We start from the raw sequence: 14,210 nt of genomic DNA, 5'->3' as shown, positions 1-14,210 counted from the left end.
AAGCCGTGGCCCCACTACGTTTACGCCGGGTCTACCGCCGAACCTCCCGCTGCCGTTGCTGATGGCCGTCCCATGCCAGAGACTGGTCAGGTAGCCTGATGACATAGAACGATGAAGTAGGCAGGCGGGGCGGCTTCGCTCGCGCGGCGCCGCCCCGCCCCGCGTGCTGAGGTTGCTGACGCCAAGCTCCCCCTCTCCCCCATGTCGCGCATCAAGCGAGGGAAGGGGGCCGGGGGGTGAGGCAATCGAAGGCCGGGCGGGGAGGCCCATTGCGCCCTTGTAACTAGGATTTACTCCTGCGTAAGTAGGATTTCCGCCAGTGTAACTAGGATTTCCGCCAGTGTAACTAGGATTTCCGTCAGTGTAAGCAGGATTTCCGCTAGCGGTAATAGGATTTCCGCCAGTGCAACCACCATTTCCGCGTCCCCGCCCGCCGCAATCCGCCAGGCTGCGTAACTTTCGCGGCTCCTCGCGCTCCTCATCCCGCCCGTGCCCGCCCCCGTCAAGCTTTCCGTCGTCATCGTCAACTACAACGTCTGCTACTTCCTGGAGCAGACCCTGCTGTCGGTGCGGCGGGCCGTCGAAAAGCTCGGTGCCCCGGTCGAAGTCTGGGTAGTCGACAACAACTCCGTCGACGGCTCGGTGGCTATGGTGCGTGAGCGGTTTCCCGAAGTCCGCCTCATTGCCAACCGCGACAACCCCGGCTTCTCCAAGGCCAACAACCAGGCCATCCGCCAGTCAAAAGGGGAGCACGTGCTGCTGCTCAACCCCGACACGGTGGTCGAGGAAGACACCTTCCGTCTCTGCTGCCAGTTCATGGACGAGCACCCCCGCTGCGGCGGCCTCGGCGTGAAAATGCTCGACGGCCAGGGCAAGTTTCTGCCCGAAAGCAAGCGCGGCCTGCCCACGCCCTGGGTGGCCTTCCACAAAGTCTTCGGCCTGGCCGCCCTGTTTCCCCGCTCGCGCACCTTCGGCCGCTACCACCTCGGCTTCCTCCACCAAGATCAGACCCACCAGATCGAAGTTCTGAGCGGCGCCTTCATGCTCATGCGCCGCGCCGCCCTCGACCAGGTCGGCCTGCTCGACGAAGACTACTTCATGTACGGCGAGGACATCGACCTCTCGTACCGCCTCCTGCAGGGCGGCTGGCTCAACTACTACTACCCCGGCACCCGCATCATCCACTACAAGGGCGAAAGCACCAAGCGCACCAGCGTGAACTACGTGTTCGTGTTCTACCGCGCCATGGTCATCTTCGCCCGCAAGCACTTCGCCCCGCAGCGCGCCGGCTGGTTTGCTCTGCTCATTAACCTGGCTATCTGGTTCCGGGCCGGCGTGGCCGTGGTGCGCCGCTTCTGGGACCAGGCCTGGCCCGTGCTGCTCGACGCGCTCATCATCTACGTGGGCATGTACTTTCTCAAAAACTACTGGGAAGACAACCACAAGTACGTACCCACGGCCTACCCTCCGCAGTACATGCTGGTGGCCGTGCCCGCCTACATCGGCATCTGGCTCACCAGCGCCTGGCTCAGCGGCGCCTACGACGAGCCCCCCAAAACCGCCCGCCTCGTGCGCGGCGTGGCCGTGGGCACCGTGCTCATCTCGGCCGCCTCCAACTTCCTCGACGCCTGGCGCTTCTCCAAGGCCCTCATCGTGCTGGGCGGGGTGTGGGCCGTGGCCGCGCTCATCGGCCGGCGCCTGCTCCTGCACTTCTGGCGCTACCGCAACCTCAACCTGGCCGAGCGCCGCCAGAAAAACATTGCCATCGTCGGCTCGGCCGCCGAAAGCCGCCGCGTGCGCCAGCTGCTCGAGCAGGCCGCCGTGCCGGCCCGCGTCATCGGCTGGGTCAGCCCCGGCCCCGCTGCCACTTCCGACGACGACCAGCTCGGCGAAGTGCGCCAGCTCGACGACATCCTGCGCATCTACGCCATCGACGAGCTGATCTTCTGCGGCAAAGACCTCTCGGCCTCCCGCATCATCTCCCTCATGGTCGACGAGCAGGCCCGCCACCCCCACGTGGCCTTCAAAATCCTGCCCGAAGACAGCCAGTACATCATCGGCTCGTCCAGCAAAGATTCCCCCGGCGACTACTACGCCCTCGACATCGAGCTGAACCTCTACAAGCCCCAGCAGCGCCGCCACAAGCGCATCCTCGATTTCTTCCTGAGCCTGGGCCTGCTCGCCGCCGCGCCCCTGCTCATCTGGCTGGTAACGGATAAGGCCGGCTACCTGCGCAACGCCCTGCGGGTGCTGCTGGGCCGCCGCACCTGGGTGGGCCTGCGCCACAGCGCCGCTCCCCAGCGCGCCCCCCGCGCCGTGCTGTCCCCCGCCGACCACGTCGAAGCCACCACGCCGCTGAGCGAGGCCACCCGCCGCCGCCTCGAAGTGCTCTACGCCAAAGACTACGAGCCAGCAGCCGACCTGGCCCTGGTACTGCGCAACCTGCGCCGCCTGGGACGGGAGTAGCGCGCCCCGAAGCGCGAACTGCGTACTTTTGTAGCCTTTCCCCATCGTTTCCCCACCCCAGCCCGTTTCCCACTTATGCCTACCACTGCCGCGCTTGCCCCGTTGGTGCTTTCCGACCGCCTCAATGCCATGCAGGAATCCCAGACCATCGGCATGGCCAAAAAGGCCCGCGAGCTGGCGGCCCAGGGTATCGACGTCATCAGCCTGAGCTTCGGGGAGCCCGACTTTCAGACCCCGCAGTACATCAAGGACGCCGCCAAGCAGGCCATCGACGCGGGCTACACCTTCTACACCCCGGTGCCCGGCTACCCCGAGCTGCGCCAGGCCATTGCCGACAAGCTGCTGCGCGAAAACCAGCTCACTTACCAGCCCGAAAACATCGTGGTGAGCACCGGCGCCAAGCAGGCCCTGGCCAACGCCGTGATGAGCCTGATCAACCCCGGCGACGAGGTCATCGTGTTTGCGCCCTACTGGGTGAGCTACGAGGAGATGGTGAAGCTGGCTGAGGGCGTCACCGTGACGCTGATGGGCACCCTCGAAAACGACTACAAGGTGACGGCTGCGCAGCTGGAAGCCGCCATTACCCCGCGCACCAAGCTTATCATGTACTCCTCGCCCTGCAACCCCACCGGCGCGGTGTTTTCGCGCCAGGAGCTGGGCGCCATTGCCGAAGTGGTGGCCCGTCACCCCCAGGTGCACGTGCTGGCCGACGAGATTTACGAGTACATCAACTTCGTGGGCGAGCACGTGAGCATGGCCCAGTTCGCGGACATTAAGGACCGCGTCATCACCGTCAACGGCTTCTCCAAGGGCTACGCCATGACGGGCTGGCGCGTGGGCTACCTGGCCGCCCGCAAGGAAATTGCCGCCGCCTGCGAGAAAATGCAAAGCCAGATTACCTCCGGCACCTGCTCCATTGCCCAGCGCGCCGCCCTGGCCGCGCTGCAGGGCGGCCGTTCCTCCGCCGACGAGATGGTGGAAGCCTACCGCCGCCGCCGCGACCTGGTACTGGAGCTGGCAAAAGACATTCCCGGCCTGAAAACGCCCACCCCCAGCGGCGCCTTCTACGTGTTCCCCGACGTGTCGGCCTACTTCGGCCGCGCCACGCCCGCGGGCCAAACAATCGACACCGCCGCTGACCTGGCCCTCTACCTGCTCAACGACGGCCACGTAGCCACCGTCGACGGCGGGGCCTTTGGCGCGCCCCAGTGCCTGCGCATGAGCACCGCCGCCGCCGACGAAAAGCTGGCCGAAGCCTTCCGCCGCATCCGCGTGAGTTTGGCCAAGCTGATGTAGAAAAGGTTCGCGCAGACTCAATAGACCTCAACGGCCCGGTTGAAGCATCTTATCAGATTGCTTCGGCCGGGCCTTCGTATGGTGGACTAGGTTATACATTGCATTACCAACGTGAAAAACGCTAGGCCCTATGCTAAGCAGATTTATGGCCTACATCGTGATAAAATGGGTCGGCTTTTATGGGTATCAGTTTATTGAAAGCGGCGCTGGCTCTGACTGGAATTGGCAAAACTTGAACAATGCGGAAAACATTGTTTTTACACTCTCGCTGCTTTGTATATGGCCAACTATCGAAGCGCTTGCATTGCTGTTTCCCATTAAGCTCGCGCTTGAGCACAAGAGCTGGTCAAGGCTGCTAGCCCTGATTTTAACCTTCGCTATTGAATTTGCAATAGGGTGGTTTATGATCAGCCAACAATTTGATTTCTGGATGGTGGTGAAAATACTTATGAGTATCATCTTGTTTGCTTTGCTGTTTGGCGAGCAATTAACAGCGCGGGCATGGCCGAAAGGTTGACTGCTGACAGGTAGTATTGCCCGCCCCAGGACGCACAGCCGTCAGCTATTGGGTTTTCAGTAACTGAGCCTCCGCAAATGTCCCAGCCCTTCCCCGACGAACATCTGCGCTTTCCCATTGGCCGGGTGCAGCTGCCCGAGCAACCCCTGACCGCCGCCGAGCGCACCGCATTTATTCAGCAGCTGGCCGAGCTGCCGGCGCAGCTCACGGCCGCGGCCCGCAGTGTGGGCGGCGTGCGCCTCGAGCAGCCCTACCGCCCCGGCGGCTGGAACGGCCGGCAGATCATTCACCATCTGGCCGACATGCACCCGCTGCTCTACGCCCGCTTTCGGCAGGCCCTCACGGAAGAAAACCCCACCGTGCCGGTGTTTCAGGAAAGCGCCTGGGCCGAACTGCCCGACGTGGCGGCCACGCCCATCACCGTGTCGCTGGGCTTGCTGGAGCAGCTGCACGCACGCTGGGTGAACCTGCTGCACCACCTGAGCGAGGAGCAGTGGCAGCGCACGTTTTACCACCCGCGGCTGCAGCGCACCTTCTCGCTGGAGCAGGCCCTGGTGCAATACGCCTGGCACGGCCGTCACCACCTGGGTCACATTCGCCTGTTGGCATAGTTGTCTGTTGCCAGTTGATAGTTGCGAGTTGATAGTTGTTGGTTGTCAGTTGAGAGTTGTCAGGCCATAGTTGGCAGTTGTCGGGAGAGGCTGCGGCCGCGCCGAACAACGAACAGCCAACAACGAACCACGAACAACCAGCCACTGACAACGGGCAACCCACAACTGCCAACTATCAGCGGGGCCTTACCTTTGCCGCCTGTTTCGTCATTCCGCTTCGCAATGCCCGCTGCTGCTTTGTCTGTGCCCGCCACGCTGCCCGAACTCTTCGCCGCCTTCAACGGCCTTACCGTGCTCATCGTGGGCGACGTGATGGTGGATGCCTACGTGTGGGGGCGCTCCACCCGCCTCTCACCCGAGGCGCCCGTACCGGTGGTGAACGTGGCCCGCACCGAGCAGCGCCTGGGCGGCGCCGCCAACGTGGCCCTCAACGTGCAGGCCCTGGGCGCCACGCCGCTCTTGTGCGCGGTCATTGGCACCGACGGCGGGGGCGACCAGCTGCTGCTGGAGCTGCACCAGCGCCAGCTCTCGGCCGATGGCCTGGTGCGCAGCGCCGAGCGGCCCACCACCGTCAAGCAGCGCATTCTGGCCCACGGCCAGCAGCTGCTGCGCATCGACTCGGAGGTGGAAACCGACCTGAGCGCGGCCGAAGACGCGACCCTGAGCGAGGCCTTCGAGCAGTTGCTGGACCGCGCCGACGTGGTGATTTTCGAGGACTACGACAAGGGCGTGCTCAACCCCAGCCGCATTGCGCGCTTCATCGCCCAGGCCCGGGAGCGGGGCATTCCCACCGTGGTCGACCCCAAGAAGCGCAACTTCCTGGCCTACGGCGGCTGCACCCTGTTCAAGCCCAACCTCAAGGAGCTGCGCGAGGGCCTGGGCCTGACCTTCGACGACGCCGACCTGCCCGCCTTCGAGGCGGCCGTGGCCAGCCTGCGCGCCCACATGCAGCCTGAAAACGTGCTGGTGACCCTCTCCGAGCGCGGCGTGTTTGTGGAAGACGCCGCAGGGCAGCGCACCTACCTGCCGGCCCACCTGCGCACCATTTCCGACGTGTCGGGCGCCGGCGACACCGTCATCAGCATTGCGGCCTTGTGCGTGGCCTTGGGGCTGCCCGCGCCGGTTACGGCCGCGCTGTCGAACCTGGGCGGCGGGCTGGTGTGCGAGCAGGTGGGCGTGGTACCCATCGACAAAAGCCTGCTGCTGGCCGAAGCCGAGGCCGTCGCCCTGAACCTGCAAGCCTAAACCCGGCGGGCAACGTCCCGCCGGTCATTACACATCGGCGCGAACAATCGTAGCCAAGTCGGGCGCCAGGCTTCCGCCCCGGCCGGCCTAGCCGCGCCCCCGGCCCCCGCCGCGGCGCCGGTAGCCCCCGAACGGGTCGTGGCCCGCGCCCGGGAGCCGCAAGCCTTGCCCGACGCGCCGCCGTAAGCAACCCAGGTTCGGGACCTGGTGTCCGAAGCCGTATCAGCACGGGTCGAAGCGCCCGCAGCAGCCCGCCAAGGAGCGTCGATAGTGCCCGAAGCGGTAAAGTCAACGACCGAAGAGCGGAAAAATCCTGTAGATGGAGCTTCGGTTTATATAGATGCCTCTTCGGTCGTTATAGATGGAGCTTCGGTTGCTATCGATGGCTCTTCGGTTGCTATCGACGGAGCTTCGGTTGTTAGGGATGGCTCTTCGGTTGCTATCGATGAGGCTTTGGTTGCTATAGACGCCTTTTGGGGCGCAGCTTGCGGCGCTTGGGCGGGGGGAGCACGCGCCGGCCGGGGCCTAAACGGCGCGTGGCTCAGTCCCCGCCGATGAGGGGGAGCTGAGCCACGCGGCGGAGAAAGCGAAACCGGCTTAGGGGGCTGGAGTGGGGGGGCGCTGGTCGAAGTAGAGCTTCTGGTATTTCTGGTAGCTGTACTCGTAGGCGTAGTGGCCCATGAGGCGGCCCACGGTGCCGTCGCGCCAGTTGCCCTTGCGCAGGTACCATTTCAGCCAGGCGCCCCAGGGGCTGAAGGTGCGCTTGAGCCAGGTGGCGCGCTTGCCGCGGCGGGCCAGGTCGCGGGCGGCCATGGTGGTGTAGTGGTTGAGTTTGCCGAAGAGCTCGTCCACCGAGTCGCAGCTGTAGTGCTGCACCACGCCCTCGATGCGCTCGACGCGCTCGTGGCCCGAGGGACCGGCGTGCACGGCGTCGGTGCCGTCGGCGTAGCCTACCTTGGCGCGGTTGAGCAGGCGGGTAGGGTAGTCGGGGCTCGATACCGGGAAGTAGGCGTGCACGCGCTGGCCCATCACGTACCACACCCGCTCGAACTGGAAGGCGTCGGGGCGGGAGGTTTGCTGGTTGAAGTGGTTGCGCTTGAGCATTTGGATGGCCTGCACGAAGGCCGGGGAAGGCACTTCGTCGGCATCGAGGGCCAGGGTCCAGGTATGCTGGCACTGGCTGTCGGCAAAGCGGCGCTGCTCGCGGAAATTGTCGAAGGGCCGGGTGACTATGCGGGCCCCGTGCTGCCTTGCAATGTCGAGGGTGGCGTCGGTAGAGCCCGAGTCGACGATGAGCAGGTCGTCGGCCACGGGTCGGATGGCGGCCAGCACCTGCCCCAGGTACTTCTCGGCGTTGCGCGTGAGAACGTAGCAGGAAAGCGGCTCAAACGAGTGGGGCATGGGGGCAAGGGTCGGTTTGGTTGTTGGGTTTTCGTTGTTGGTTTTTCGTTTTTCGGCTTGGCCGGTTCCACCTGGGCAGGATGGCCCGAAACCACCGGCGCACAGGAAAAAACGAACAACGAAAAACCAACAACGAACAACGAAGCCTACGCCAAATCCTGGCGCATGCGCAGGCTGTGCTCCTTCACGGTGTCGATGAACACGCGTACGCGGTCGGGGTTGGTGTCGGGGTACACGCCGTGGCCCAGGTTGGCAATGTGGCGCTGCGGGCCGAAGCGCTCGAGCATGGCCACGGTGGCGGCGCGCACCTGTTCGGGCGAGCCGTAGAGGGCGCAGGGGTCGAGGTTGCCCTGCAAGGTTTTGTCGCCCACCAGGGGGCGCACCGTGCGCGGGTCTTCGTTCCAGTCGAGGCCAATGGTGCGACAGGGCATCCGGGCAAAGTCGTCGTGGGCGAAGAAGGCGCCCTTGGCAAACACCGTCACGGGCGTATCGGCGGGCATGGCGGCGCAGATTTCCTGGATGTAGCGGGCCGAAAACTCGCGGTAGTGCTCGGGGTTCAGAATGCCGGCCCAGGAGTCGAACACCTGCACCAGGTTGGCGCCGGCCTCCACCTGGGCGCGCAGGTAGGCAATGGTGGTGTCGGTGATTTTGCGCAGCAGGCGGTGGGCCAGCTCCGGCTCCTGAAACAGCAGGCGGCGGGCTTTCGAAAACGTCTTGGAGCCGTGGCCCTCTACCATGTAGGCCAGGATGGTCCAGGGCGCGCCGGCAAAGCCAATGAGCGGCACGCGCCCGCCCAGGGCCCGCTTGGTTACTTTGATGGCGTCGAGGACGTAGCCCAGGTGCTCGTGCGGGTCGGCTACGCGCAGGCGGTCCACGTCGGCGGCCGACTGCACCGTTTCGGGAAACAGCGGGCCGCGGGCTTCCACCATCTCGTAGGTCAGGCCCATGGCCTCGGGCACCACCAGGATGTCGCTGAAGATGATGGCCGCGTCCACGTCGAGCGCGTCGATGGGCTGGATGGTGACTTCGGCGGCCAGGTCGGGGGTTTCGACCAGCTCCTTGAAGCCGCTGAGGCGGGCGCGCAGGGCGCGGTACTCGGGCAGAATGCGGCCGGCCTGGCGCATGAGCCACACGGGCGTACGTTCGGTTTGTTCGCCGCGGGCGGCACGGAGCAGGAGGTCGTTCTTGAGCATTGGGGAGCAGGCTAGAAGCGGCAAAGGTACAACGGCCGGCCTGAGCTGCGCAGCCGCCCGCCCGCGCTTGTCATTGCGAGGACGAAGGACGAAGCAATCTTTCCCCTCGCGGTAGAAGCCCAATGGGCCTGATGAGCTGAAGAAATGTGAGGTTCAAGCGGTCTGCCCGACGGGTGCTGGCCGGACAACGCGGGCTCAGCTGCTGACGCGGTACACGATTACGGTCTTGCGGTTGCGCAGGAAGCCGATAAAGCGGTACACGTTTTCGTTGACAATGCCTTTGGAGTAATGTATTTGGTAGGCCGAATCGGGCAGGTTGGCCGTTACCGCTTGGTATTCGCTACTGCCTATGAAAGTGGAATCGGGGCCTCCTGCTGCTCGCCGGTACGAGGAATCGGCAGCCAGCGCCCTGCTCAACGCCTCGAACTCGGCGGCGCTAAGTTCGACCCGCAGGCAGGAAATATAATCTCCGTGCGGGTCGAAGCCGGATTCCTTGCCGTCAGTTACTACTCCTGACTGAGGCAGCGGCCGACCGACAATCTGCTCAAACTCGCTTTCGAACGAAGCCGGGGAAGGAAAGATGACCTCTTTGAGCAGCCACAGACAGCCCAGGCTATAAAGTATCTGCCCCGAGCCTACTGTCCACGCGCTGCGCTGATGCCCGCGCTGCTTCAGCCACTTCCGAACGGCTTGCAGTACCAGTAGAGGCAGAGCCAGGCAGAGGGCCCCCGTGCCGAAGACGAACAGAATCAGTAGTAACCAGCCGATATCCATCCTCTACCGCGTCAGCCCCGGAAACAGGGCCACGATGGCCGTGGCCAGGAAGTTGACGCCGATAGCCAGGGTGATGAAGCCCATGATGCGCGCCAGCGCGGCCATGCCCGGCCGCCCCAGAAACCGGGTAAGCCGCAGCGACGAGAGCAGAATGATGTAGCTGGCCAGGGCCACCAGCGCAAAGCCCAGCAAGGTCAGGCCCATGGCCATAAAATCGGGGCGCTCGGTAAACAAGCCGATGCACACGGCAATGGAGCCGGGGCCCGAGAGCATGGGCATGGCCAGGGGCGTAAACGAGATGTCGTCCTTGTGCAGGCTTTCCTCCAGGGTGGCGTCGGATACCTTGGCGCGGTTGCCGCCGGGCGTGAGCAGCTCGAAACCCGAGCGCATCAGCAGAATGCCGCCCGCGATGCGCAGGTGGTGAATGTTGATGCCGAAGAAGTTGAGGATGTACTGCCCGGCAAAAAACGACACGGCCAGCACGCCCACCATGTACATGCACGCCCGCAGCGCCGTGGCCGCCCGGCCGCCGGCCGTGTCGTGCTCGGTGAGAGTGAGAAACACCGGCATAGCCCCGAAGGGGTTGACGACGGAAAAGAGCGTGGTGAACGTGGCGAGCAGGATTTCCATGCAGCAGCGGAGGGTAGGCGGGCTAAAGGTAGCAGCCTGCCGCATACGGCGGGCGGGCAAAATGGCTATGTTTGGCCCAACCCCGCGGTGGGCCGCTGCCTCAACGGGGCACGAATGGCCCCCGCCTCGCTGTTTTACCTGCATGACCACCCTGCCACCCCCCGATACCGCCGACCCCACCGCTACGCCCCTGGTGGGCATCATCATGGGCAGCCAGTCGGATTTGCGCGTGATGAACGCCGCGGCCGACGTGCTGCGCCAGTTTGCGGTGCCCTACGAGCTGACGCTGGTGTCGCCGCACCGCACGCCCCACCGCCTGATTGAGTACGCCGAATCGGCCCGCAAGCGCGGGCTGCGGGTGATTGTGGCCGGCGGGGGCGGGGCCGCGCACTTGCCCGGCATGGTGGCGGCCCTCACCACGCTGCCCATTATCGGGGTGCCCATCAACGCCAGCACCTCCTTCCACGGCCTCGATTCCATTTTGTCGATGCTGCAGATGCCCCAGGGCGTGCCCGTGGCCACGGTGGCGCTGGACGGCGCCGCCAACGCCGGCATCCTGGCCGTGCAGATGCTGGCGCTGGGCAATGCCCGCCTGGCCGACGCCCTGGAAAAATACCGCGCGGCCCTGCGCGACAAGGTGATGCGCACCGTGGACGAGCTGCGCAAGGGCGGCCTCGACGAGGTATAGCCCCGGCGCAACCAACGGCCGCGCAACCAACTTTAGGCGGCGGAGTACAACAGACCAGCTTCTCTCAAACAGCTGCCTTTCCCCTCGTGTTTACTACTCTGCTGACCGTGCTCTGGCGCGTCCTTGAAGTCCTGACGGCAACGTTGGGCTTGGCTACCTTGGTGGCGACCCTGCTGCCTTTGCTGCGCCGCGAATCCTGGTGGATCCGGGTGTTTGACTTTCCGCGCCTGCAAGTGGTGGGTGTGTGCGTGCTGGTGCTGGTGGCGGGCCTGCTGCTCGATTTTCAGCACGAGGACTGGTATGGGCCGGCGCTGCTGGTAGCCGTGGCGGCTGCCACCGTCTACCAGGTAGTGCGCATTCTGCCCTACACCCCGTTCATGCGCAAGCAGGCCCTGCCCAGCACCCGCCCGCTCGACGACCGGGACTGCCAGATCAGTCTGCTGGTGACCAACGTGCTGATGACCAACCGCGACGCCTCGCGCTGCCTGGGCGTCATCCGCCACGCTGACCCCGACCTGATTCTGGCCGTGGAAACCGATGATTGGTGGCTGGATCAGCTGCGCGGCCTCGAGAAGGACTATCCCTACACCGCCTACGCGCCGCTGCCCAATACCTACGGCCTGCTGCTGTTTTCGCGCCTGCCCCTGCACGAGCCCCAGATTCGCTTCCTGATGGACGACGACGTGCCTTCGTTTCATGGCTTCGTGGAGCTGCCCTGCGGGGTGAAGGTGCGCCTGCACGGCCTGCACCCCAAGCCGCCGGCGCCGCAGGAAGCCAAAACCAGCACCCGCCGCGACGCCGAGCTGCTGCTGGTGGGCCACGAAATCGAAAATCACGAAGGCCCCACCATCGTGGCCGGCGACATGAACGACGTGGCCTGGTCGCACACCTCCGAACTGTTCCGCCGCATCAGTTGCCTGCTCGACCCGCGCATTGGCCGCGGGCTGCTCCCCACCTTCCACGCCGACCACCACCTGCTGCGCTGGCCCCTCGACCACGTGTTTCACTCGGCCCACTTCAAGGTGGCCCGCATGGAGCGTCTGCCCCACATCGGCTCCGACCACTTTCCCATCTTCATTCAGCTCAGCTACGAGCCCAAAGCCGAAAGCCAGCAACTGAAAAACGTGGAGCGGCCCGATGAAGAAGACTGGGAAGAGGCCCGGGAGAAAATTCAGAAAGGCCGCCAGGAAGAGCAGGAAGAGGAAACCGGTGAGGCTAGTGGCAACAAGCCGCCCTACGTACCGGGCGAGTTGCAAAGCCGCCTGTTGCCGGGCCTGTAGGCCGCCCCCCTATTCTCCCTCGTAGAGAAACGCCATCTGCCGCCGGTTCACGCTCGGCGGCACGCAGCGCATCACGGCGTTGCGCAGGTTTGTCAGCAGCGGGTTCTGCAGCTGCGCCGCCCGCCCCAGCTGCCACGACTGGTTGACGATGCGCGTGGTGCGGGGGCGGCGGCGCTGGTCAAACAAGCGGAAAGCCGCTTCGGGCTCCGCTGCCTCGTGCAGGCAGCGGATCAGCATGGCCGCATCCTCCACGGCCTGGCCGGCGCCCTGGCCCAGGTTGGGCGTGGTGGCGTGGGCCGCGTCACCCAGCAGCAGCACGCGGCCGTAGGCAAACTGCGCCAGCGGCTTCAAGTCCAAGATGTCGCCCCAGATGATCTGCTCGTCGCGGGTGTAGGCCAGCAGTTGGGGAATGGGCGCGTGGTAGTGGGCAAACTGCCGCAGCAGTTCGGCGCGGCGCCAGGTCCGGTGCGTGGCGTCGTTGGCCGCCGGGCTGTTGACGCAGGCAAACCAGTACACCTGCCCGTTGCCCAGCGGCACGTAGCCAAAGCGCCCCTGCCGCCCCCAGCTTTCGGTGCTGCGGCCCGCGGGCAAACCCAGCGCCTGCGCGTCGATGACGCCGCGCCAGCAGGTGTAGCCGGCGTAGCGGAGCTGACTGTGGGGCAGCAGCTGACGGCGCACGCGCGAGTGGATGCCATCGGCCCCAATCAGAGCCGCGGCGGTAGCGCTGCTGCCGTCGGCAAAGTAGGCCGTAACCTGCGACCCTTGCTGCTCCAACCGCTCGAATGCCTTGCCCAGCTGCAGGGTGCCGGCGGGTAGGCTATCCAGGAGCACGCGCTGCAGGGCGGCGCGGTGAATAGCCAGGTTGTCGTAGCCCAGGCGCTGGGTGAAGGCGGTGGTGTCGACCTCGTTGAGCACGCCGCCCCGCTGGTCGAGCAGGCCGATGCTGGTAATAGGCTGCCCGGCGGCGCGCACGGCGGCGTGAATGCCCAGCCGGTCGAGGGCCCGCATGGCGTTGGCGCCCAGCACCACGCCGGCCCCAATCTCGCGCAACTCGGCGGCGGCTTCGAATACCTGCGCGTGGTGACCCTGCTGCCGCAGAGCCAAAGCCGTGGTGAGTCCACCGATGCCGCCGCCGATGATCAGAAAGTGCATGGGAAGAAGGTTGACTGGTGATAAGCCGAAACGCGGGGCCTGGCCGCTGCCCGACCCGAATGCGGCCGCAACTTAGATGCCCGGCCGCAAAGCCGCTACCGCCCCGGCAGGTGAGCCCAAGGTGCGAGCGGCAGCGGAGAGAATTAAAATTCATTTTTGAATAGGATAATATTTATTATTTTTAGTTAGTCGCTTCCCGCAGCGGCTGGGAAACTTATCCACTGGGTGAGTGGGTTGGGGGCGGGTAGGCTATTCACGACCTTTTCTGGAAATATGAATTTTCTCTCTACCGCTGCACTTTGCTCGGGCCTGCTGCTGGCCCCGTCCGAGCCGGTTTTTAAAGCCGACCTGCTGCCTCAGAAGGGCAGCCGCGCGGTGGCCTTCGTGCCCGCGGGCTGGATGCTGGAGCGCCAGGCCGCCGGCGACCTGAACGCTGACAAGCGGCCCGACCAGGTGCTGCTGCTGGTGGAGCGGCCCTCGGGCGCCCCCGATGCGCACCGCGAACGGGCTCTGGTGGTGCTGCTGGCCGAACCCACCGGGCAGTTTCGCCGGGTAGGAGCGGCCGGGGGCGTGCTGCCCTGCCTGGGCTGCGCCGAAACCTCGGCCGGCGCCGATGGCATCCCCGAAATCAGCATTGCTAAGGGCGGACTGAGCGTGCGCCACATTGCCGGCAACGACCAGACCATGGACCTAACCTTGCGCTTTCGCTACGAGCCCACGGCCGGCCGCGTGCGCCTGGTAGGCGAAGACCATATCAAGAGCAGCCGCGTCAAGCTCGATACCCGCGTACGGCACACCGATTTCCTGACCGGACAGCAGCAAACCGACCACATCTACGCCGACCCCAATGATAAGGCCGGCACCCGCCAGCTTACCTCGCGCAGCACGGCCAAGGTGCCCACCACGCCGGTTTACCTGGAAGACGTAAGCGCACAGAACCTGAATCTGTAGCCGAAG

At 65.1% G+C, this 14,210-nt stretch carries 13 protein-coding genes; 8 read left to right on the top strand and 5 right to left on the bottom strand.

What is annotated here, in order from left to right; genetic code table 11:
• Positions 1 to 489 precede the first annotated feature (489 nt).
• The 5 genes from ACE191_RS08725 (at position 490) to ACE191_RS08705 (ending at position 6,135) form a co-directional block, all read left to right on the top strand.
• Positions 490 to 2,466: a glycosyltransferase gene (locus tag ACE191_RS08725; protein ID WP_400191812.1), complete on the top strand. Its 1,977-nt coding sequence runs from the start codon at positions 490 to 492 to the stop codon at positions 2,464 to 2,466.
• Between the two features lie 75 nt (positions 2,467 to 2,541).
• Positions 2,542 to 3,762, top strand: a complete 1,221-nt coding sequence (locus ACE191_RS08720) for a pyridoxal phosphate-dependent aminotransferase (protein ID WP_400191811.1) — start codon at positions 2,542 to 2,544, stop codon at positions 3,760 to 3,762.
• A gap of 145 nt (positions 3,763 to 3,907) precedes the next feature.
• Entirely contained in the window at positions 3,908 to 4,279 is a 372-nt protein-coding gene (locus tag ACE191_RS08715; RefSeq protein WP_400191810.1) for a hypothetical protein, read from the top strand.
• 77 nt (positions 4,280 to 4,356) lie between these two features.
• Positions 4,357 to 4,890, top strand: coding sequence for a YfiT family bacillithiol transferase (locus tag ACE191_RS08710; RefSeq protein ID WP_400191809.1), 534 nt, complete (start codon positions 4,357 to 4,359; stop codon positions 4,888 to 4,890).
• 222 nt (positions 4,891 to 5,112) lie between these two features.
• Positions 5,113 to 6,135: a bifunctional heptose 7-phosphate kinase/heptose 1-phosphate adenyltransferase gene (locus ACE191_RS08705; protein ID WP_400191808.1), complete on the top strand. Its 1,023-nt coding sequence runs from the start codon at positions 5,113 to 5,115 to the stop codon at positions 6,133 to 6,135.
• 597 nt (positions 6,136 to 6,732) lie between these two features.
• Here the strand turns inward: ACE191_RS08705 and ACE191_RS08700 are convergent.
• From ACE191_RS08700 to ACE191_RS08685, 4 genes are all read right to left on the bottom strand, one after another.
• Positions 6,733 to 7,536: a glycosyltransferase family 2 protein gene (locus tag ACE191_RS08700; protein ID WP_400191807.1), complete on the bottom strand. Its 804-nt coding sequence runs from the start codon at positions 7,534 to 7,536 to the stop codon at positions 6,733 to 6,735.
• Positions 7,537 to 7,682: 146 nt separating this feature from the next.
• Positions 7,683 to 8,729: a uroporphyrinogen decarboxylase gene (gene hemE, locus ACE191_RS08695; protein ID WP_400191806.1), complete on the bottom strand. Its 1,047-nt coding sequence runs from the start codon at positions 8,727 to 8,729 to the stop codon at positions 7,683 to 7,685.
• A gap of 195 nt (positions 8,730 to 8,924) precedes the next feature.
• Positions 8,925 to 9,503 (bottom strand): hypothetical protein, encoded by a 579-nt coding sequence (locus tag ACE191_RS08690; RefSeq protein ID WP_400191805.1) that lies wholly within the window; start codon positions 9,501 to 9,503, stop codon positions 8,925 to 8,927.
• Between the two features lie 3 nt (positions 9,504 to 9,506).
• Positions 9,507 to 10,133, bottom strand: a complete 627-nt coding sequence (locus tag ACE191_RS08685) for a MarC family protein (RefSeq protein WP_400191804.1) — start codon at positions 10,131 to 10,133, stop codon at positions 9,507 to 9,509.
• 142 nt (positions 10,134 to 10,275) lie between these two features.
• Between ACE191_RS08685 and purE the strand changes: the two genes are divergently transcribed.
• Positions 10,276 to 10,821 carry a 5-(carboxyamino)imidazole ribonucleotide mutase gene (gene purE / locus ACE191_RS08680; RefSeq protein WP_400191803.1) on the top strand — a complete coding sequence of 182 codons (546 nt, stop codon included), beginning with the start codon at positions 10,276 to 10,278 and terminating at the stop codon, positions 10,819 to 10,821.
• An 86-nt stretch (positions 10,822 to 10,907) separates the two neighbouring features.
• Positions 10,908 to 12,101 carry an endonuclease/exonuclease/phosphatase family protein gene (locus ACE191_RS08675; protein WP_400191802.1) on the top strand — a complete coding sequence of 398 codons (1,194 nt, stop codon included), beginning with the start codon at positions 10,908 to 10,910 and terminating at the stop codon, positions 12,099 to 12,101.
• A gap of 9 nt (positions 12,102 to 12,110) precedes the next feature.
• On the opposite strand, the gene ACE191_RS08670 is transcribed toward ACE191_RS08675, so the two are convergent.
• Positions 12,111 to 13,253: an FAD-dependent monooxygenase gene (locus ACE191_RS08670; protein ID WP_400191801.1), complete on the bottom strand. Its 1,143-nt coding sequence runs from the start codon at positions 13,251 to 13,253 to the stop codon at positions 12,111 to 12,113.
• Positions 13,254 to 13,526: 273 nt separating this feature from the next.
• On the opposite strand from ACE191_RS08670, the gene ACE191_RS08665 reads away from it, so the two are divergent.
• Positions 13,527 to 14,204, top strand: a complete 678-nt coding sequence (locus ACE191_RS08665; protein ID WP_400191800.1) for a hypothetical protein — start codon at positions 13,527 to 13,529, stop codon at positions 14,202 to 14,204.
• The last annotated feature ends 6 nt before the right edge of the window (positions 14,205 to 14,210 follow it).

This window comes from Hymenobacter sp. B81 (genome assembly GCF_044628455.1).
GTDB lineage: Bacteria > Bacteroidota > Bacteroidia > Cytophagales > Hymenobacteraceae > Solirubrum.
This window is presented reverse-complemented; position numbering and strand designations above follow the sequence as displayed.

Excerpts from the sequence above, each read along its gene's own strand:
- ACE191_RS08720 (WP_400191811.1), top strand. The coding sequence starts at position 2,542 with ATGCCTACCACTGCCGCGCTTGCCCCGTTGGTGCTTTCCGACCGCCTC.
- ACE191_RS08715 (WP_400191810.1), top strand. The coding sequence starts at position 3,908 with ATGGCCTACATCGTGATAAAATGGGTCGGCTTTTATGGGTATCAGTTT.
- ACE191_RS08710 (WP_400191809.1), top strand. The coding sequence starts at position 4,357 with ATGTCCCAGCCCTTCCCCGACGAACATCTGCGCTTTCCCATTGGCCGG.
- ACE191_RS08705 (WP_400191808.1), top strand. The coding sequence starts at position 5,113 with ATGCCCGCTGCTGCTTTGTCTGTGCCCGCCACGCTGCCCGAACTCTTC.
- ACE191_RS08700 (WP_400191807.1), bottom strand. The coding sequence starts at position 7,536 with ATGCCCCACTCGTTTGAGCCGCTTTCCTGCTACGTTCTCACGCGCAAC.
- hemE (WP_400191806.1), bottom strand. The coding sequence starts at position 8,729 with ATGCTCAAGAACGACCTCCTGCTCCGTGCCGCCCGCGGCGAACAAACC.
- ACE191_RS08690 (WP_400191805.1), bottom strand. The coding sequence starts at position 9,503 with ATGGATATCGGCTGGTTACTACTGATTCTGTTCGTCTTCGGCACGGGG.
- ACE191_RS08685 (WP_400191804.1), bottom strand. The coding sequence starts at position 10,133 with ATGGAAATCCTGCTCGCCACGTTCACCACGCTCTTTTCCGTCGTCAAC.
- purE (WP_400191803.1), top strand. The coding sequence starts at position 10,276 with ATGACCACCCTGCCACCCCCCGATACCGCCGACCCCACCGCTACGCCC.
- ACE191_RS08670 (WP_400191801.1), bottom strand. The coding sequence starts at position 13,253 with ATGCACTTTCTGATCATCGGCGGCGGCATCGGTGGACTCACCACGGCT.
- ACE191_RS08665 (WP_400191800.1), top strand. The coding sequence starts at position 13,527 with ATGAATTTTCTCTCTACCGCTGCACTTTGCTCGGGCCTGCTGCTGGCC.